The sequence below is a fragment of the Porphyrobacter sp. CACIAM 03H1 genome (assembly GCF_002215495.1).
In the GTDB taxonomy this organism is placed as follows: domain Bacteria; phylum Pseudomonadota; class Alphaproteobacteria; order Sphingomonadales; family Sphingomonadaceae; genus Erythrobacter.
The window spans coordinates 3,195,064-3,213,413 of record NZ_CP021378.1 but is presented as its reverse complement, the minus strand read 5'-3'; the positions used below and the strand labels follow the sequence as shown (position 1 = coordinate 3,213,413).

16 protein-coding genes are annotated in these 18,350 nt (G+C 68.0%); 10 read left to right on the top strand and 6 right to left on the bottom strand.

Annotated features, from left to right (window positions below):
- The first annotated feature begins 70 nt into the window (after nucleotides 1–70).
- The 5 genes from gatA to CBR61_RS15165 all read left to right on the top strand — a co-directional run bounded on the left by gatA (nucleotide 71) and on the right by CBR61_RS15165 (nucleotide 4,393).
- Entirely contained in the window at nucleotides 71–1,552 is a 1,482-nt protein-coding gene (gene gatA, locus CBR61_RS15185) for an Asp-tRNA(Asn)/Glu-tRNA(Gln) amidotransferase subunit GatA (RefSeq protein ID WP_088915136.1), read from the top strand.
- The gene (locus tag CBR61_RS15180; protein WP_233996758.1) at nucleotides 1,549–1,707 is read left to right on the top strand and encodes a glutamyl-tRNA amidotransferase; all 159 of its coding nucleotides are present in this window, start codon (nucleotides 1,549–1,551) and stop codon (nucleotides 1,705–1,707) included. Before gatA ends, CBR61_RS15180 begins: the two co-directional genes overlap by 4 nt.
- Nucleotides 1,704–3,200, top strand: coding sequence for an Asp-tRNA(Asn)/Glu-tRNA(Gln) amidotransferase subunit GatB (gene gatB / locus CBR61_RS15175; RefSeq protein WP_088915134.1), 1,497 nt, complete (start codon nucleotides 1,704–1,706; stop codon nucleotides 3,198–3,200). The genes CBR61_RS15180 and gatB overlap by 4 nt, the downstream gene beginning before the upstream one ends.
- Before the next feature lie 73 nt (nucleotides 3,201–3,273).
- On the top strand, nucleotides 3,274–3,924 hold the full coding sequence (locus CBR61_RS15170) for a hypothetical protein (protein WP_088915133.1): 651 nt from the start codon (nucleotides 3,274–3,276) through the stop codon (nucleotides 3,922–3,924).
- A gap of 13 nt (nucleotides 3,925–3,937) precedes the next feature.
- Nucleotides 3,938–4,393, top strand: a complete 456-nt coding sequence (locus CBR61_RS15165) for a tRNA (cytidine(34)-2'-O)-methyltransferase (RefSeq protein WP_088915132.1) — start codon at nucleotides 3,938–3,940, stop codon at nucleotides 4,391–4,393.
- Nucleotides 4,394–4,400: 7 nt separating this feature from the next.
- Here CBR61_RS15165 and CBR61_RS15160 read toward each other — a convergent pair whose 3' ends face one another.
- The 3 genes from CBR61_RS15160 to CBR61_RS15150 are packed head-to-tail and all read right to left on the bottom strand — an operon-like array spanning nucleotide 4,401 to nucleotide 8,697.
- On the bottom strand, nucleotides 4,401–5,912 hold the full coding sequence (locus tag CBR61_RS15160) for a TolC family protein (protein ID WP_088915131.1): 1,512 nt from the start codon (nucleotides 5,910–5,912) through the stop codon (nucleotides 4,401–4,403).
- Nucleotides 5,913–5,914: 2 nt separating this feature from the next.
- On the bottom strand, nucleotides 5,915–6,949 hold the full coding sequence (locus tag CBR61_RS15155; protein ID WP_172835979.1) for an HlyD family secretion protein: 1,035 nt from the start codon (nucleotides 6,947–6,949) through the stop codon (nucleotides 5,915–5,917).
- 2 nt (nucleotides 6,950–6,951) lie between these two features.
- Nucleotides 6,952–8,697 (bottom strand): ABC transporter transmembrane domain-containing protein, encoded by a 1,746-nt coding sequence (locus tag CBR61_RS15150; RefSeq protein ID WP_088915129.1) that lies wholly within the window; start codon nucleotides 8,695–8,697, stop codon nucleotides 6,952–6,954.
- Between the two features lie 267 nt (nucleotides 8,698–8,964).
- On the opposite strand from CBR61_RS15150, the gene CBR61_RS15145 reads away from it, so the two are divergent.
- The 4 genes from CBR61_RS15145 (at nucleotide 8,965) to CBR61_RS15130 (ending at nucleotide 14,254) form a co-directional block, all read left to right on the top strand.
- Nucleotides 8,965–10,101 carry an FAD-dependent oxidoreductase gene (locus CBR61_RS15145; protein WP_088915128.1) on the top strand — a complete coding sequence of 379 codons (1,137 nt, stop codon included), beginning with the start codon at nucleotides 8,965–8,967 and terminating at the stop codon, nucleotides 10,099–10,101.
- Between the two features lie 42 nt (nucleotides 10,102–10,143).
- Nucleotides 10,144–12,285: an FAD-dependent oxidoreductase gene (locus CBR61_RS15140; RefSeq protein ID WP_088915127.1), complete on the top strand. Its 2,142-nt coding sequence runs from the start codon at nucleotides 10,144–10,146 to the stop codon at nucleotides 12,283–12,285.
- An 81-nt stretch (nucleotides 12,286–12,366) separates the two neighbouring features.
- Entirely contained in the window at nucleotides 12,367–13,638 is a 1,272-nt protein-coding gene (locus tag CBR61_RS15135; RefSeq protein ID WP_088915126.1) for a NupC/NupG family nucleoside CNT transporter, read from the top strand.
- 10 nt (nucleotides 13,639–13,648) lie between these two features.
- On the top strand, nucleotides 13,649–14,254 hold the full coding sequence (locus CBR61_RS15130; protein ID WP_088915125.1) for a CDP-alcohol phosphatidyltransferase family protein: 606 nt from the start codon (nucleotides 13,649–13,651) through the stop codon (nucleotides 14,252–14,254).
- Here the strand turns inward: CBR61_RS15130 and CBR61_RS15125 are convergent.
- Nucleotides 14,251–15,063: a DUF1499 domain-containing protein gene (locus CBR61_RS15125; RefSeq protein WP_088915658.1), complete on the bottom strand. Its 813-nt coding sequence runs from the start codon at nucleotides 15,061–15,063 to the stop codon at nucleotides 14,251–14,253. The genes CBR61_RS15130 and CBR61_RS15125 overlap by 4 nt on opposite strands.
- Before the next feature lie 205 nt (nucleotides 15,064–15,268).
- On the opposite strand from CBR61_RS15125, the gene CBR61_RS15120 reads away from it, so the two are divergent.
- Nucleotides 15,269–15,778 (top strand): c-type cytochrome, encoded by a 510-nt coding sequence (locus tag CBR61_RS15120; protein WP_233996757.1) that lies wholly within the window; start codon nucleotides 15,269–15,271, stop codon nucleotides 15,776–15,778.
- A gap of 84 nt (nucleotides 15,779–15,862) precedes the next feature.
- Here CBR61_RS15120 and CBR61_RS15115 read toward each other — a convergent pair whose 3' ends face one another.
- Both CBR61_RS15115 and CBR61_RS15110 read right to left on the bottom strand, forming a co-directional pair.
- Nucleotides 15,863–17,395, bottom strand: coding sequence for a tryptophan halogenase family protein (locus CBR61_RS15115; RefSeq protein WP_088915123.1), 1,533 nt, complete (start codon nucleotides 17,393–17,395; stop codon nucleotides 15,863–15,865).
- A complete protein-coding gene (locus CBR61_RS15110; RefSeq protein WP_267890700.1) occupies nucleotides 17,392–18,147 on the bottom strand; it encodes a DUF6445 family protein in 756 nt (251 codons plus the stop codon). Before CBR61_RS15110 ends, CBR61_RS15115 begins: the two co-directional genes overlap by 4 nt.
- Nucleotides 18,148–18,350 lie beyond the last annotated feature (203 nt).

Here is an 18,350-nt window from a genome sequence, read left to right as displayed (position 1 = left end):
TTTTCTTTTCATTCCCTGCGCCTCAAGAAGGACAGCCCTTCGACAGGCTCAGGGCGAACGGTTGGAAACAATGACTGACCTCACCTCTCTCGGCGTAAAGGACATCCGCGACGGCGTGGCAAATGGCGACTTCACCGCGCGTGAAGTGGCCGAAGCCTTCAACGCCGCCGTGGCCGAGGCCGCCAGCCTCAACGCCTTCATCGTCACCACTCCCGACCACGCGCTCGCCGCCGCCGACAAGGTCGATGCTGCGCGCGCCGCGGGCGAGGAACTGGGCAAGATGGCCGGCGTGCCGATCGGCATGAAGGACCTCTTCGCCACCCACGGTGTGCAGACCACCGCTGCCAGCCACATCCTCGAAGGTTTCACGCCTCGCTACGAAAGCACCGTCTCGCAGAAGCTGTGGGACGCGGGCGCGGGGATGCTCGGCAAGCTCAATCTCGACCAGTTCGCGATGGGCTCGTCCAACGAGACCTCCTATTTCGGCAACGTGTCCTCGCCGTGGCGCAAGGCTGGGTCGAACCAGCCGATGAGCCCCGGCGGCTCCTCGGGCGGCTCCTCCGCCGCCGTCGCCGCGCGCATCGCGCCTGCCGCGACCGGCACCGACACCGGCGGCTCTATCCGCCAGCCCGCCGCCTTCACCGGCATCTGCGGGATCAAGCCGACCTATGGCCGTTGCTCGCGCTGGGGCATCGTCGCCTTCGCCTCGAGCCTCGATCAGGCCGGCCCGATGGCCCGCTCGGTCGAGGATTGCGCGATCATGCTCGGCGCGATGGCCGGCTTCGATCCCAAGGACGCGACCAGCCTCCAGATGGACGTGCCCGACTGGGAAGCGGCGCTGAACAGCGACCTCAGGGGCAAGAAGGTCGGCATCCCGCGCGAATACCGCATGGAGGGCACCGATCAGGCGATCCTCGACAGCTGGGAGCAGGGCAAGGCGTGGCTGAAGGACGCGGGCGCCGAGATCGTCGACGTCTCGCTGCCGCACACCAAATATGCGCTGCCCGCCTATTACATCGTCGCCCCCGCCGAAGCCTCCTCCAACCTCGCCCGCTATGACGGGGTGCGCTACGGGTTGCGCGACCTGCCGGACGGCGTGGGCCTTCAGGACATGTACGCCGCCACCCGCGCCGCCGGGTTCGGCGACGAGGTCAAGCGCCGCATCCTGATCGGCACCTACGTGCTCTCGGCCGGCTTCTACGACGCCTATTACACCCAGGCGCAGAAGGTCCGCGCGTTGGTCGCCCGCGACTTCGAGCGCGCCTTCGCCGAATGCGACGTGATCCTCGCGCCGACCACGCCGACCGCGAGCTTCCCGCTGGGTTCGATGACCGACGACCCGCTGACGATGTATCTCAACGACGTCTTCGCCGTCCCCGCCAGCCTCGCCGGCCTGCCCGCGATGAGCGTCCCCGCGACGATCAACGCCGACGGCCTGCCGCTCGGCCTCCAGCTGGTTGGCAAGCCCTTCGACGAGCAGGGCGTGCTGAACGCCGGCCTCGCGATCCAGCAGCGCGCGGGCTTCACTGCGAAGCCGGAGAAGTGGTGGTGACCCCCGACCTTCCGCTGTGGCTTGCCGGGATCGGCATCGCCCTAGCGGTGCCGGTGACGTTCATGGTCGCCAACTGGGTGAGAAAGAACGTCGATCACGGCGAGATGCGCTTCGGGCCGGATGGCAAGGTGATCGAGGACGAGGACAGGAAATGAGCAACTACCGCATTCAGGGCGCAACCGGCGAATGGGAGGTCGTGATCGGCCTCGAGGTCCACGCGCAGGTCACCTCCAACGCCAAGCTGTTCAGCGGCGCCGCGACCGCCTTCGGCGCGGAGCCGAATGCGCAGGTCTCCCTCGTTGACGCGGCGATGCCGGGGATGCTGCCCGTGCCCAACAAGGAATGCATCCGGCAGGCGGTGCGCACCGGCATGGCGATCGAGGCTGAGATCAACGCGTGGAGCCGGTTCGACCGCAAGAACTACTTCTATGCCGACCTCCCGCAGGGCTACCAGATCAGCCAGCTTTATCATCCGATTGTGGGCGAAGGTTCACTCCTGATCGAGGCGGACGAGAAGGCCGGTATTGCGGAAGACAAGATCATCGGCATCGAGCGCATCCACATCGAGCAGGATGCGGGCAAGCTGATGCACGACCAGCACCCGACCATGTCCTATGTCGACTTGAACCGCAGCGGCGTGGCGCTGATGGAGATCGTCTCCAAGCCCGACATGCGTTCGCCAGCCGAAGCAGGGGCTTACCTCAGGAAGCTGCGGGCGATCCTGCGCTATGTCGGCTCGTGCGACGGGAACATGGAAGAAGGCTCGATGCGCGCCGACGTCAACGTCAGCGTGCGCAAGGTGGGCGAGCCCTTCGGCACCCGTACCGAGACCAAGAACGTCAACTCCGTGCGCTTCGTCATGCAGGCGATCGAGCACGAGGCGATGCGCCAGGTCGATGTGCTGGAAGCAGGCGGCACGGTCGTGCAGGAAACCCGCCTGTTCGATCCCGGCACCGGCACCACGCGCACGATGCGCAGCAAGGAAGACGCGCACGATTACCGCTACTTCCCCGATCCCGACCTGCTGCCGCTGGTGCTGGAGGACGACTTCCTCGCCGAATGCCGCGCCTCGCTGCCCGAGCTGCCGGATGCCAAGCGCAAGCGTTATGTCGAGGTGCTGGGCCTCACCCCCTACAACGCGCGCGAGCTGACTGCCGAGGTCGAGACCTTCGCGCGCTTCGAAACCCTGCTGGCCGAAACCGCCCGGGCGATCGGCAAGGATGAACCCGCGGTCGCCACGCAGGTCGCCAACTGGTCGCTGTCGGTCGCGCCGGGGGTGATGAAGGCGCTGGGCGACGAGGCCGATCCCGCCAACGCCACGGCGAGCGCACAGGCGAGCATCCTCGCCATGCAGGACAAGGGCGAGATCAGCGGCGGGCAGGCCAAGGAAATCTTCGAGATCGTCCTCAAGACCGGCCGCGATCCCGCTGAAATCGCTGAAGCCGAGGGGCTGAAGCAGGTCTCCGACACCGGCGCCATCGAGGCTGCCGTGGACGCGATCATCGCCGCCAATGCCGACAAGGTCGAACAATACCGCGCCGGCAAGGAAGCGCTGTTCGGCTTCTTCGTCGGCCAGACGATGAAGGCGATGCAGGGCAAGGCCAATCCGCAGCTGGTGAACCAGCTTCTGAAGAGCAAGCTGGGGTGAATCCGGCTTGACGTCCGGTCCGGTGACCAGACCTGTCCGTCGGCAAGGGCTTGTCCGCCGGGCGGCGCTGGCGTTGGCCATTCTGCATGCCGCCGGGTGCGGCGCGGTGCCTCCCAAAGAGGATGCCGCGCTCGGCGTTCCGCTCGGTGAAGCGTCGGTCGAGCCGGGCCAGTACTTCCCGTCCTATCTCTCGACAATGAAGGAGGTCTGCGGCTTCCCGGATACTCCAGCCTCGACTGTTCTAAACGATCTGAAGACCGAGTGGTATTCCTCCACCCTCGCCCAAGCCGGTGAGCGGCCGCTCGCGGAGCTTGCCGCGGCAGAGCCGGAGCGGTTTCACATCCGCCTCCTATGGCTTCGCACCTTTCACCACCCGATGATCGTGAGGATCGAAGCTGAGGCGAGTGGGAAAGCGGTGCTGGAAGCCAAGCTCCTGTCAGGGGAAGGCGGGTTCAAGGTCGGCGAGGTCGCCCGGAGCCTTCGCCGCGAGCTTTCCCCCGCAGAGATCCGAGCCATCCGGAATACGCTGGAGCGCTTCAGCCTTGCAGCGGAACCGGCGGGGACCTGCGAGCTAGGCACAGATGGTGCGCAGTGGATCGTCGAACTGGCCGACGGCGGACGTTATGCCTTCTATGACCGCTGGACGCCGGAGAAAGGGGCAGTCCGGGAGGTGGGGCTCGCAATGCTCCGCCTGACCGGCTTCGACCTTGAGCCGATTTACTGAGCCGCGATCGCCCATGACCGCCATCGTCCTCGTCCAGCCCGAGATCCCCGGCAACACCGGGGCGGTGGGGCGCACCTGCGTCGCGCTCGACATGGAGCTGATCCTGATCCACCCCTTGGGCTTCGAGATCAGCGACAAGCGGGTGAAGCGGTCGGGCCTCGATTACTGGCCGCACGTGCGGCTGACCGAATATGCGAGCTGGGATGCCTTCCTCGCAGTCCGCGAGCCCCGCCCCGATCAGCTGTTCCTCTTCGAGGAATTCGGTGCGCGGTCCTTCTACGAGCCCGATTATCCGGAGGATGCCTTCCTCGTCTTCGGGCAGGAGACGAAGGGCATCCCCAAGGCGATCATCGAGCGCCACCCCGACCGGCTGTTCAAGCTGCCGATGCGCTCCGAGGTGATCCGCTCGCTGAATCTCGCCAACACCGTCTCGGCGGCGGCCTATCAGGCTTTGCGCGGTCGGATCTGACTGCCCGCTACTCCAGTCCCAGCGCCTTCAGGTTCATCGTCGCCGCGTTGTAGCTGGCCTCGGCGAGGCGGCCGGCGAGGTCGGCGCGGATGGCGCTCACCTGGGCGTTGGCGGCGTCCTCCTCGCGCTGGTTGACCAGGAAGAACTCGCCTGCCCCGAGCCGGAAGCGCGTGCGCTCGGCCTGGACCATCGCGTTGGCCTGCTTGACCTCGGCCTCGGCCAGATCGGCGATCTTGAGCGCGGCGGTGAGGTTCTCGATGATATTGCCGAGCTCCATCGTGATCTGGTCGGCGATGCGACGCTGGCGCAGCTCGGTCTCGCGCAGTTCGGCCTCGGCGCGCTGGAGGCGACCGCGCGCTTCGCGACGCTGGAGCGGCACCGAAAAGGTCAGGCCGACCACCGTGTCGGTCGAATCGAACCCCGGTCCGCCCGGCCCGAGCTGGCCGAAATCGCGCGACAGCTCGACGCTGGCATTGAGCGAGGGTTGCAGGTCGTTGCGGCGCAGCGCGATGCGGTTGTTGGCGCGCTCGATCGCGACCTTGAAGACGGTGAGTTCGGGCCGGCTCTGGATCACCTCGCTCATCGGATTGGCCACCAGCGTATCGACCGGGGCGATACCGTTCATCCGCGACAGGTCCGGCAGCTGCTCGCGGGTCGGAACGATCATCTGCCCGTTCGACCCGCGCAGATAGAAGGCAAGGCTGTTGGCAGCGGTCGCGAAGTTGCGCTTGGCCTCCTCCAGCCGCGCGCGGCGGTTGAGCAGGTTGCGCTCGTTCTCCGTCAGGGCGATGCGCGCCCGCGCGCCTTCGCCGACCTCGCGGGCGAGGCCGATCTGGCGCGCCTCGGCGATCTCGAGCAGTTCCTCGAAGACGCGGATCTCCTCGCCGGCTGCGACCCAGCGCCAATAGGCGCGCAGCGCCTCGTGCTGGACGTTGAGGCGCACCAGCATCACGTCAATCTGCGCCTGGGCGGCGGCGAGGCGGGTGTCCTCGATCGCGAAGCGGCGGCTGTCGATGTCGCGGTTGCGCAGCAGCGAGAACAGCGCGCCGACCTTCGCCTCGCCGAGAGCGTTGGTGTAGTTGTAGTTCTCGTAGGTCGGGAAATCGCCGTTGGAGACGCGGTACGAGCCGTAGACTTCCGCGCCATAGGGCCTGAGCGGCTGGCGCGCCTCGACCTTGCCGAAGCCGCCGGAATAGAAGCCGGTCAGGCGGTCGTAATACTCGCCCTTCAGCATCAGGTCGAAGGCCCCGTCGGCGGCGAGCTGGTCGGAGCGGGCCGCGGCCTCGCGCTCGAAGGCCTCGAGGATCGACGGGAAGGTCAGCGCGGAGGAGCGCAGCACTTCCTCGGGCAGCAGCGGTCCGGTGGTGATCGCCACCTCGATCGGATCGCCGACGGGCGCGATATCCTGCGCGGTAACCGGCACAGGGACAAGCGCGAGCGCCAGCGCCAGCGCCGCCGCGCCGATCAATCGGGGGCCGGGCAGCGCGCCCGGCCGCGGCAAGGCGGGACTTCGCACCATCGTCAGTTCGCCGACCCCCCGCTTGACGGCGGTGCCGTCAGTTCGGGCGGGAAGTTGTTGAGCTGGCGCCAGATCTCGTAGCCCACCGGCACGGTCTCGAGCAGCACCCAAGCCTGCACCGCCGCGCCGAAGCGGACGTAGCGTTCCTCGGGCCAGCCATAGCCGTCGAGCTTGTCCTCGGCGATCAGCACGCGGAAGCGGCCGTTGGACTGCGCCGACTGGTCGACAGTGATCACGCGGCCCCCGAAGGTGCCGACCGCGACCGAGGGCCAGCCGGAGAACTGCACCGCGGGCCAGCCTTCGAACTGGATGCGGGTCTTGTCGCCCGGGCGCACCAGCGCGACGTCGCGCCCGTCGATGAAGATCTCGATTACGCGCACCGCGCCGTCGGGCACGAAGGTGGCGAGCACGTCGCCCGCCTTCACCACCGTCGCCGCATCGCCCGCGTTGAGGCTCTGGATGAAGCCGTCGCGCGGTGCGCGCACGATCTGCACCGACTGGCGCGAGATGTTGACATCGGCGCGGTTGAGATCGGCCTGGGCGGCGGCGACGCGGCCCTGCATGTCGGCCACCTTGATCTGCGCCAGTTCGTAATCGCGCCGCGCCGCAAGCCCGGCCTGGAACAGCTCGCGCGAGCGCCGCTCGTCGATCTGGGCGGTCGCGAGCGCCGACTGGGCGGCGGCCAGCTGCAGCTCGATCTGGCGGCGTTCGGCCTGGAGGCGCTCGATCAGGTTGGGGTCGATGTCGGCGATGCGGACGATCGGATCGCCCTTCTTCACCGACGAGCCGTCACGCACGTACCATTCCTCGATCCGGCCCGGCACCAGGGCGTTGATGTCCTGCTTGCGCTCGTTGGGGCTGAGCGTCGTCACCACCCCGCGGCCCGAGGTGGTCTGCACCCAGGGGACGTAGATCAGGAAGGCGACGGTGATCACCAGCGCCGCCAGCAGCATGAAGAACACCACACGCATGACCCGCGGCGTGCGGATCGATTCGAGCGTGGTGAAGTGCGCCATGTCCTCCTTGAGCGTCGCCATGGTCACGCGTCTCCCTTGCTGAGCGGCTCGCCCGGCGGCGGCGCGGAGCGGGTCTTGGCCGCGGTGAATTCCTCGAAGCTGCCGAAATAGCGCTGCTGCCTCGCCTCGAGATAGAGGAAGCGGTCGAAACCGAGATCGATGCGGCGGCCCGAGAAGTAGATCACGGTCGAATAGGCCTGCGACCGCAGTTCGGCGACGGCACGGGCGATGGGTTCGGGCTCGAGCAGGTCGAACAACCGGCTAAGCACAAGGATGCGCGGGCGTTCGAGCAGGGCGTTGGCGAGCTTCAGCTGCTGGAGTTCGACCGCCGAGAGCGGAAAGCCGGTTGCCGCGAGCGGGGTGTCGAGGCCCTTTTCCAGCGTCGCGATGGTGCCGGCGAGACCCACCGTCTCGAGCGCGCCGAGCATCCGCTGCGGCGCGGTGTCGGGGCAGGACAGGGCGAGATATTCGCGGATCGTCATCTCGACGATGCTGGGCCGGTCAAGCACGTGGACGTTCTTGCGCAGGTGGTGCGCCTCGATCGCCTTCATGTCGATGTCGCCGAGCGTCGCGATCCCGCCCTTCGGCAGTTCGTGCATCTTCAGCAGGTTGGTGAACAGCCGCTGCACCCCGTGATGGCTGGCCGAGGCCATGATGATCGCGCCCGAGGGAATCTCGAGGTCGAACTGCACTTCCTCGTGCCGCGCCTTTCCGCGCACGCCGTTCATGACGATGGTGTGGTCCGGCCCGTCGAAGGGATCGGCGCCCTTGGGCTGTTCCTGCTCGACATCGTAGAAGTGCGAGATTTCCTCGACCGCGGCGAAGAGGTCGTAGAAATAGCCGAGATAGCTGCCGAGCTGCGAGACGCCCAGGAAGGCGGCCGAGAGCACCAGCTCGGCGGCAACCAGCTGGCCGAGGGTCAGCTCGTTCTCGATCACCAGCCAGCCGCCCAGTCCGAGCAGTGCCGCGCTCGCCGCGGCATACATCACCAGGAAGGCGATGGTCTGCGAGAACAGGTGGCGGAAGTGGCGCTTGCGCTGGACGATGTAGTCGCGGGTGTGATCGTCGGTCTTGTCGAGCGCGTAGTCGATGCGGCGCTGCGACTTGAAGAAGCCGTTGGAGCCGCCGATGCTCTCCAGCCAGGCGGCGGTGGCGTGCTTGGCGTGGCTGACATCCACCCCGGTGCGCAGCGCGCGGGCACCCCATGCCAGCCAGACGATCCAGATCAGCGCGATCATCACCAGCGTGAAGCCGAGGAAATAGGGGTGGTAGAGGCTCACCAGCACGAAGCCGACCGCGATCTGCAGCAGCGTGGTGAAGCCGCCGATGAACAGGATCGGGATCGCGGTCTGGACATAGACCACGTCGAAATAGCGGTTGAACAGCGGGCCCTTCTTCACGTCGGAGAAGAAGGGGTTCTGGGCATAGACCGAGATCAGCGAGATCTCGGCCACCATCCGCGCATAGAAGCGGCGGGCGAAGATCTCCATCAGGTGGACGCGCAGGGCATAGAGCAAGCTCGAGATCAGCAGCAGGCCGAACAGCGTCAGCGTCAGCACCACCAGCGGCGCGCGCATGGCGGTGTTGGCGATGGTGTTGATCAGCATCTGCACCGAGATCGGGGTCGCCAGCGAAAGCAGGCTGATGCCAATCCCGTAGACGGCGGCGAGCCAGTAGAAGTTCGCCTCGGGCTTCAGGATATCGAGGAAGATCCTGAAGAACTTCACCAGCGATAGCTTGGAGCCGTAACTTTGGCCTTCACCTGCCATGGCAGCCTTTCCGTCCGAAACCTGTGTTCAAGCGATCCGATGCCCGGCCGGATGGCGCGTGCAGGAGCAATTTTGCATCTATTGCAACCACGCCGCGCCGCAAGCGATCAATCGTCGAGCGCGCCCGCGGTTCCGCTGCGGGGATAATGTTCAAATTCCTGAAGATATATGTCTGCAAGAAGCGATGAGAGGTAATAAAGTATCAGTCACGCCCGTTAGCGCGCAAAGCTTGCGGGTTGCTGAACCACGGGCAATGATACGCAGGTGATGGCAGGAAAACAGGCAGGCGAGGCAGGCACGGTGCTGCTGGTGGGCGGGGGCCATGCCCATGTCGCGGTGCTGGCCGACTGGGTCCGCCGCGGCCCGCCCGCCGCGGCGCGCCGGGTGCTGCTCACCCCGGAGCCGGCCTTGCGCTATTCGGGGATGGTCCCCGGCTGGCTTGCGGGCCAGCACGCGGAGGACGAGGGGGTGGTCGACCTTGGCGCGCTCGCGGCGCGCGCCGGGGCGGAGCTGGTGCTCGATCGCTTCGCGGCGCTTGATCCCGACGCGCGGGTGGTGACCACGGCGGCGGGCGGGCGGATCGCCTTCGATATCGCCTCCTTCGACACCGGCGGCGAGGGGCAGGGGGCGGCGCTGCTCGGCGCGGACCCGCGCCTTCTGGAGGTGCGCCCTATCGGTGCCTTCGTGCAGCGCCTCGCCGACCTGCGCGCCTCGGGGCAGATCCCTGCCCGCATCATCGTGGCGGGTGGCGGGGCGGGGGGCGTGGAGATCGCCTTCGGGCTGCGCAACATGGCTGACGCCGACCTCCGGCCCGACGTGGTGCTGGTGACCGGCGCGGGCGGGCTGCTCCCCGGCTTTGCCGACAGGGTCCGCAGGCGGGTCGCCACCGCCCTTGCACGCCAGGGGATCACGGTGATCGCCGCCGAGGCGCGCTTTACGGACGGGGCGCTGGTCGCGGACGGGCAATCGCTCGAACCAGCGCAGCTCGTCATCGCTGCCACCGGCAGCGCCGCGCCCGCCTGGGTGCGCGCGAGCGGTATCGCCACAGATGGAAGCGGCTTCATCGCGGTCGACGCCCACCAGCGATCAACCTCGCACTCGCACATTCTCGCCGCCGGGGACGCCGCCGCGCGCACCGACCGGCCGCTTGCCCGATCGGGCGTCCATGCCGTCTTCGCCGGACCCGTGATCGCCGCCAACCTGCGAAGCCTCCTCGCAGGCGAGCCGCCGCGCGCCGCCTACCGCCCGCGCCGCCACAGCCTCTACCTCATGAACACCGGCGACGGGCGCGCGATTGCGAGCTACGGTCCTCTCGTTGCCGAGGGGCGCTGGGTGCTCGCCTGGAAGCACAGGATAGATAAAGGCTGGATCGCGGAATACGCCGCCCTCGCAAGAGGCGTGTAACCGGCGCGGGAAGGGCCGCGAACCGGGCCGAAAGGGGACCAAGTGAAGAAGCTTGCCATCATCGCCGTTCTGGCCGCGCTTGCCGCCGCCTATTTCGCCTTCGACCTCGGGCAATACCTGACGCTCGAGGGCGTGAAGGCGCTTGCTGCCGGCACGGCCGCCTTCCAGCGCGACAATCCGCTGGTGGTGGTCGCCGGGTTCTTCCTCGCCTATGTCGTCGTCACCGCCGCGTCCTTCCCCGGCGCGGCGATCATGACGCTGGCGGCGGGCGCCCTGTTCGGCGTGGTGTGGGGCACGGTGATCGTCTCCTTCGCCTCGACCATCGGGGCGACGCTCGCCTTCCTGTCCTCGCGCTACGTGCTGCGCGACAGCATCGAGGCGCGCTTCGGCGAGCGGCTGAAGGCGATCAACGCCGGGCTGGAGCGCGACGGGGCGTTCTACCTTTTCTCGCTACGGATGATCCCGGTCTTCCCCTTCTTCATGGTCAACCTCGTCATGGGCCTGACCCGCATCCGCACGCTTACCTTCATGTGGGTGAGCCAGATCGGCATGCTGCTCGGCACCATCGTCTACGTCAACGCGGGCACCCAGCTGGCGCGGATCGACAGCCTGTCGGGCATCGCCTCGCCGGCGGTGCTGGGGAGCTTCGTGTTGCTCGGCATCGTGCCGTGGATCGCCAAGGGGATCATCGGGCTGATCAAGCGGCGCAAGGTCTATGCCGGGTTCCGGCGCCCCAGGAAATTCGACCGCAATCTGGTGGTGATCGGCGCGGGTTCGGCGGGCCTCGTCTCGGCCTATATCGCCGCGACGGTGAAGGCCAAGGTGACGCTGGTCGAGGCGCACGAAATGGGCGGGGACTGCCTCAACACCGGATGCGTGCCGTCGAAGGCGATCATCAAGAGCGCCAAGGTCGCCGCCACGATGCGCCATGCCGACCGCTACGGGCTGGCGGCGGTGGAGCCGGAGGTGCCCTTCAAGGCGGTGATCGCGCGGGTGCTGGACACCATCAAGGCGATCGAGCCGCACGACAGCGTCGAACGCTACACCGGTCTCGGGGTCGACGTGGTCAAGGGCTATGCGAAGATCATAGACCCGTGGACGGTCGAGATCGCGCTCAATGACGGCGGCACGCAAAGGCTGACGACGCGCAGCATCATCATCGCCAGCGGGGCCGAGCCGGTCGTGCCGCCGATCCCGGGGATCGAGGAGAGCGGATACCTCACCAGCGAGACCATGTGGCAGGCCTTCGCGCAAATGGACGCGGCACCGCAGCGGGTCGCGGTGCTGGGCGGCGGGCCGATCGGGTGCGAATTGTCGCAGGCGCTGGCGCGGCTCGGCTCCGAGGTGACGCAGGTCGAGATGGCCGACAGCCTGCTCGGGCGCGAGGATGCCGACGTTTCGGCGCTCGCGCGCGAGGTGCTGGAGGCGGACGGGGTCCGCGTCCTCACCGGCCACAAGGCGGTGCGGATCGAGCAGCGGGAGTTGGTCGCGGAGCATGACGGGGGCGAGGTTCGGATCGCTTTCGACGCGCTGATCGTCGCCATCGGCAGAAAGGCGCGGCTGACCGGCTTCGGGCTCGAGGACATCGGCGTCGACACGGGCAAGACCGTGACCACCGACGAATTCCTCGCGACCAAATTCCCCAACATCTTCGCTGCCGGCGATGTGGCGGGCCCCTACCAGTTCACCCACACCGCCAGCCACCAGGCATGGTATGCCAGCGTCAACGCGCTGTTCGGCACCTTCCGCAAGTTCAAGGCCGATTACCGCGTGGTCCCCGCCGTCACCTTCCTCGACCCCGAGGTCGCGCGCGTCGGGCTGAACGAGCGCGAGGCGGCAGAGCAGGGCATCGCGGTCGAGGTGACGCGCTACGAACTCGACGATCTCGACCGCGCCATCGCCGAGAGCGAGACCAAGGGCTTCGTCAAGGTGCTCACCCCGGCAGGCGGCAAGGACAAGATCCTCGGCGCCACCATCGTCGGCGCCCACGCGGGCGAATTGCTGGCCGAATACGTCCTGGCGATGAAGCACGGTATCGGCCTCAACAAGATCCTCGGCACGATCCACTCCTACCCGACCATGGCCGAGGCCAACAAGTTCGCCGCCGGCAACTGGAAGCGCGCCAACAAGCCCGAGGGCCTGCTGAGGTGGGTCGAGAAGTACCACACCTGGATGCGCGGCTGACCGGCGGGCTGCGCCGGGCAGGCTGGCGTTGGGCCGCGTCTTCGGCAAGAAGGGCGGGGCTGACCGCATGAGGGGGATGTCTTGGAACTGTTCGACCAGCTGCGCGGGATCATCGGCCTTGCCGCGCTGATGGGCCTTGCCTGGGCTTTCAGCGAGAACCGCGCGCGCCTGCCCGGCTGGCGCTGGATGGCGGGCGCGCTGGCGCTTCAGGGCGTGTTGGCGGTGCTGATCGTGCGCGTGCCGGCGATCTGGGCGGCGGTCGGCCTCGCCAACGATGCGGTCGCCGCGGTGGAGCAGGCGACGCTCAAGGGTTCGTCCTACATGTTCGGCTATCTCGGCGGGGCGGAGCTGCCCTTCGCCCTCAGGGAGGGCGCGCAGCCGCCGCTGGTGATCGCCTTCCAGATCCTGCCGCTGGTGATCGTCTTCTCGGCGCTGGCCGCGCTGCTGTGGCACTGGGGGGTGCTGCGCTGGATCGTGAACTGCCTCTCCTTCCTCCTGCGGCGCTCGCTCGGCGTATCGGGCGTGGTCGGCCTGTCGGGCGGGGCGAGCGTCTTTCTCGGCGTGGTCGAGGCGCCGCTCGTCACCCGCGCGTGGTTCGGCAGGGTCAGCCGCGCCGAGCTGTTCCAGATCATGACCCTGACGATGGCGACCATCTCGGGCGCGATCCTGGTGCTCTATGCCACCACCCTGCGCGCCGTGGTGCCCGATGCGACCGGGCACATGATCGCCGCCTCGCTGATCTCGCTGCCGGCGGCGCTGCTCGTCGCCCGGCTGATGGTGCCGGGCACCCCCGATGAGAGCGCGACCGAGGTCGACGGCGAGGCTTCGGACCTCGGCTATGCGAGCAGCATCGATGCGGTCATCAAGGGCACGATGGACGGGATGCAGCTGTTCCTCGCGGTGATCGCCGTCATCATCACCGTCTTCGCCCTCGTCGCGCTGGTCGACATGGCGCTGGCGTTGCTGCCGCTGGTCGAGGGCGAGGCTCTGACGCTGAAGCGCATCTTCGGCTGGGCGCTGGCCCCGCTGATGTGGCTGATCGGCGTCCCCTGGGCCGAGGCGCAGGCGGCAGGCGCATTGATGGGGACCAAGGCGGTGCTCAACGAATATGTCGCCTATCTCGAACTTGCGGCCCTGCCGGCAGGAACGCTGGGGCCGCGCAGTCAGCTGATCGTCACCTATGCCCTGTGCGGCGTCGCCAACCTCGCCAGCGTCGGCCTGCTGGTCTCGACCATCGGCACGCTCTGCCCGGAGCGCCGCGCCGAGGCGGCGGGGCTGGGCATGAAGAGCTGGATCGGCGGCAACCTCGCCACCGCCATGACCGGCGCGTGGATCGGGCTGGTGACGTGGTGAGGGGGACGCGATGTTCGACGCGAAGCTCCGCCCGCTGATCGACCCTCCTCTCAACGCCGCCGGGCGTGCGCTGGCGGCGGCGGGCGTCACCGCCAACGGGCTGACCTTTACCGGTCTCGCGCTGGGGCTCGCGGGCGCGGCGGCCATCGCCTTCGGCCAGATCGGCTGGGGCCTTGCGCTGATCCTCGCCAACCGCCTCGCCGACGGGCTCGACGGGGCGGTGGCCCGGGCGCGCGGGCCGAGCGATCTCGGCGGCTATTTTGACATCGTCGCTGATTTCGCCTTCTACGTGAGCGTGCCGGTCGGCTTCGGGGTGCTGGCGCCCGCCAATGCCGTGCCCGCGCTGGTCTTGGTCGCAAGCTTCGTGCTGACGGGGGTGAGCTTCCTCGCCTTTGCGGTCATCGCCGCCAAGCGCGGGGCCGAGACCGAGGCGCACGGGAAGAAGAGCTTCTTCTATTCGACCGGCCTTGCCGAAGGGGCCGAGACCATCGCGGTGTTCATCGCCATGTGCCTCGCGCCCGCGTGGTTCCCGGTGCTGGCGCTCGGCTATGCGGGGCTTTGCGCCCTCACCGTCGTGCAGCGCAGCGCGATGGCGGTGCGGGCCTTCGTGGGTTAGCGGCTCGCCGCGCCCAGCAGCGCCTCGGTGCGCTGGCGCAGTTCGGCGATGCGCGCGGTGTTGGCGCCGAGATCGCTGATCCCGACCCGGCTGACCGAGCGGAAATCGATCTGCGCATCGCCCACGCGCGCCACGACATCGTCCTTGAAGCCGAACCAGAAGCTTTCCGCCACGCCCTCGACCGTGCCGGTGGCGGCGTCCTGGCGGATCTCGGTCAGCCCCATCGCCGCCATCGCCGCCGCAACCGCCGCCGTGCCTTCCGCCTTGCTCGCGCCGCCCAGCGGCAGCGGGGCGGGGCGGTCGGGACGGGCGGTGATGATCTGCGCGTGGCTCTTGACCGCCAGTTCGGGCGGGGTGCGCTCGGCATAGAGCGGCAGCTGGCTGAGCGGCACCTGGTAGTCGCTCAGCGGATTGGCCCCCGCCGCCTCGCGCGCGGCCATCGTGCTTTCGGAAAAGGCCGGCGGGTTGCCGGTGTCGGTGGAAATGTCGTGGATCGGGTTGCCGGCCGCCTTGCCGCCCATGCCGAGGAACACCGCCAGCGCGGCGGCGGGCACCAGCAGGCCGATGATCGCCGCCGCCAGCACCCCGTTGCGCCGCGGCTTGGCGCGCACGCCCAGGACCAGCGAGACCAGCGCCGCCAGCGCAGCGATCCCTAGGAGGATCATCCCGCCGCCCAGCGTCAGGGTCATCAGCCCGAGCTTCCAGTCCCATATCCCGATCTTGGTGCCGAGCGCGGCGATCATGAAATAGAGCGGGACGAACGCCATGAGGGCGAGGACGAGCTTGGTGTGCCAGGGCAGGTTTTTCATGCGCGCGAACATAGCGCCCCCGGAGCCCAAGGCAACTTTCCCGCAACGCGGCGGGAAACCCTTTGCCCGGCCGTGCGTTGGGGTCTTTGCGGTGTCTGGGGAGAGGGCCTTGTGCGCAGGTGAAGTCCCGCTTTCCATGCCCGAAATTCTGGGTTAAGCCCCGCTGGGATGCGGGAGGAACATCTTGTTCAGAGGACAAACGACCATGAAGCGTAATTTCCTGATGGGCGCGGCCGCGCTGGCGAGCCTTGCCACCCTTTCGGCTTGCGGCGGCAAGCAGGCCGAGGAAGCCGAAGCTCCGGCAGCGACCGAGATGGCTCCGGCCGAGACTCCGGCTGCGACCGAAACCCCGGCCGATGCCGCCGCTGCGGCGCCTGCCGGCGGCGCGGTGACCTATGCCAGCTTCACCGGCGATCCGGCTTCGGGCGAGAAGGTCTTCGCCGCGTGCCGCACCTGCCACGTGTTCGACGAAGGCGTGAACCGCGTGGGCCCGTCGCTGCACAAGGTCGTGGGCCGCAAGGCCGGCACGGTCGCCGGCTTCTCCTACTCGGACGCCAACAAGAACAGCGGCATCACCTGGACGCCGGACGTGCTGTTCGACTACCTCAAGGACCCGAAGGCCTACGTGCCGGGCACCAAGATGGCCTTCCCGGGCGTCAAGGACGACCAGAAGCGCGCGGACCTCGTCGCCTACCTCGAGCAGCAGTCGAAGTAATCGGCGGGCCCTCGCGGCCACAGGAAAAACGGGCGGTGCAGGTGTCTGCGCCGCCCTTTTTCTTTGCCTGCCCGGTGCGCGGCGTCACGCCGCCAGAAGGCTCGCGTCGGCGGGGCAGTGGCGCGCGAGATATTCCTCGTGGGTCGGCAGCGTACCGACGGCGCGGGCGATCAGCATCCTGAGGTTGGCGAGGAACTCAGCGAGCTGCGCTTCGCTCAGCTGGTCGGCCATCGGATCGTAATCCGCCGGCACGATCCCCTGGCCGAGCATCACCTGCACCCAGCTCGCATCGCGGAACAGATCGTCCACGTCGCGCCCTACCCGGCCCGAGGAGGCGAACAGCGCGATCTTGTGGGTGAGGCTGTCGGGCACATCCATGTGCTTGCAAAAGCGCCAGAACTCCGTGTCCTCGCGGTCGGTCCGGTGGTAGTGCAGGATCAGGAAATCGCGGATCTGCGCGAATTCCTCCTCGCAGCGCCGGTTGTATTCGGCGCGCATCGCGGACGGGTCGCCGGCGCGGGGGAAGAGCTGGATCAGCCGGCTGACATGCGACTGGATCAGGTGAATCGAGGTCGATTCGAGCGGTTCGAGGAAGCCGCTCGACAGGCCGATCGCGGCGCAGTTGTGCGCCCAGAAGGCCTCGCGCCGTCCGGTGGTGAAGCGGATCGGGCGCGGATCGCCGAGCGCCCGGGTGTCGAGCCCTGCCATCAGCAGGTCGGCCGCCGCATCGTCGGTGGCGAAGCCCGAGGAATAAACGTGCCCGTTGCCGGTGCGGTGCTGCAAGGGGATGCGCCACTGCCAGCCCGCGTCCCTCGCGGTCGCGCGGGTATAGGGCACCAGCACCGGCAACCGTTCTGACGGCACGGCGAGCGCGCGGTCGCAGGGGAGCCATTTCGACCAGTCGCGGTAGCCCACCCCCAGCGTCTCGCCCAAGAGCAGCGCTCGGAAGCCGGTGCAGTCGATGAAGAAGTCGCCCGCGACCTCCTTGCCGCCCTTCAGCGTGATCGAGCGGATGTCGCCGCTCTCCCCGTCGCGCGCGACGCTCTCGACGATGCTCTCGGTGCGGGTCACGCCGCGCCCTTCGGCATAGTCGCGCAGGAACAGGGCATAGCGGCTGGCATCGAAGTGGTAGGCATAGGCAAGGCCGGTCATCGCGGTGTTGCCGACCCGGTCGAGCTTCCCGAAGCGCGCCTGGTCCGCCGCCAGCTGGTGGAGCGAGAAGTCCCACAGCCCCTTCGGATCGGGGGCGGTCCCGGCGCTGCGGCGCCAGTGGTGGTGGAAGGCGACATTGGCGAGGGTCATCCCCGTGTCGCCGAAGGTGTGGAGATAGCGGCTGCCCTTGCGGCCCCAGTCGACGAACTCGATCCCGAGCTTGAAGGTGCCCGATGTGGCGGAGAGAAAGGCGTTCTCGTCGAGCCCGAGGATCGCGTTCAGCCGGATGATCTGCGGGATCGTCGCCTCGCCCACGCCCACCGTGCCGATCGCCTCGCTCTCGACCAGCTCGATCTGCAAACGCTGGCCCAGCAGCCGCGCGAAGGCCGCCGCGGTGATCCACCCGGCGGTGCCCCCGCCGACGATCACCAGTTTCCTCACCTCGGGCCGGTCCATGGCATTCATCCCGTTGCTTGTGCCTCTCGGCCCGGAACAGGGCGGAAGAAGGCGTTGATCGTCAGCCGGCCCTCGCGGGGGTCGGCGCTCAGGGGGGCGGAGTTGTCGATCACCCCACTGTGGAGGATGTTGCCGCGATAGAAGATCGCGCTGTTGAAGGTCCCCACGGCGACATGGATGCGCTCGAAATTGGGGGCACCGTCGGTCGGGTAGGCGGCGGACGGCAGGCCCGCGCGCGCCACCTCGTCCTGCACCGCGGCGGCATAGCGCAGATAGGTTTCGGCGGTGAGCGACTCGAAGCCCGTCGCCCGGTGGCGGAAGAAGGCCGTCCCCCCGTGCCCGGTGCGGTGGAGGTAGAGCATCATCGCGATCTGCTGCGGATCGGTGCCGTCGACATGGGGCAGGCGCTGGATCGGGGCGAGGGCGGCGGGCGGGGTCGTCACCAGCGAATACCACGCCTGCATCGCCCAGGGCCGCCCGTCGCCGCCAAACCACTGATCGAGCAGGGGAGAGAGCACTCCGAGCCAAGCCCGGCACACCGCCGGATCGAGCGCGGCGCGCACGCCCGGGTACTGGGGCGTGATTTTTGCAAATTTTTGCAAACAGGCCTGCAAGATCGCGTGCTCCGGGTTCTCCAGAAAGTTCTCGACGCTGATAAGTGGTTGATTGCCGGATGCAAAAACGCCGACCTGCGGCACGGCAGGTGCGATTGCCCATCCTTGCGGAGGTCTATGCCGGGGCGGGGCGGGCTGTGTGGCCATGTCGCGGAGCCTAACAAAGTCGGGACGTCACTCCAAGGTTGTTGCACAAGCATCTGTTAATGTGAGGGAAAATGCGGGTTCGGAAGGCAGGTGCCTCCACCGCCGCCTGGCGCGGGCGCTCCGGAAATCATGCTGCGATGCGGCAAATGCGAAAACTGTGTCCATAGGGCAACATTTGCGCTCGCTCAAACGCGGCCACGGCC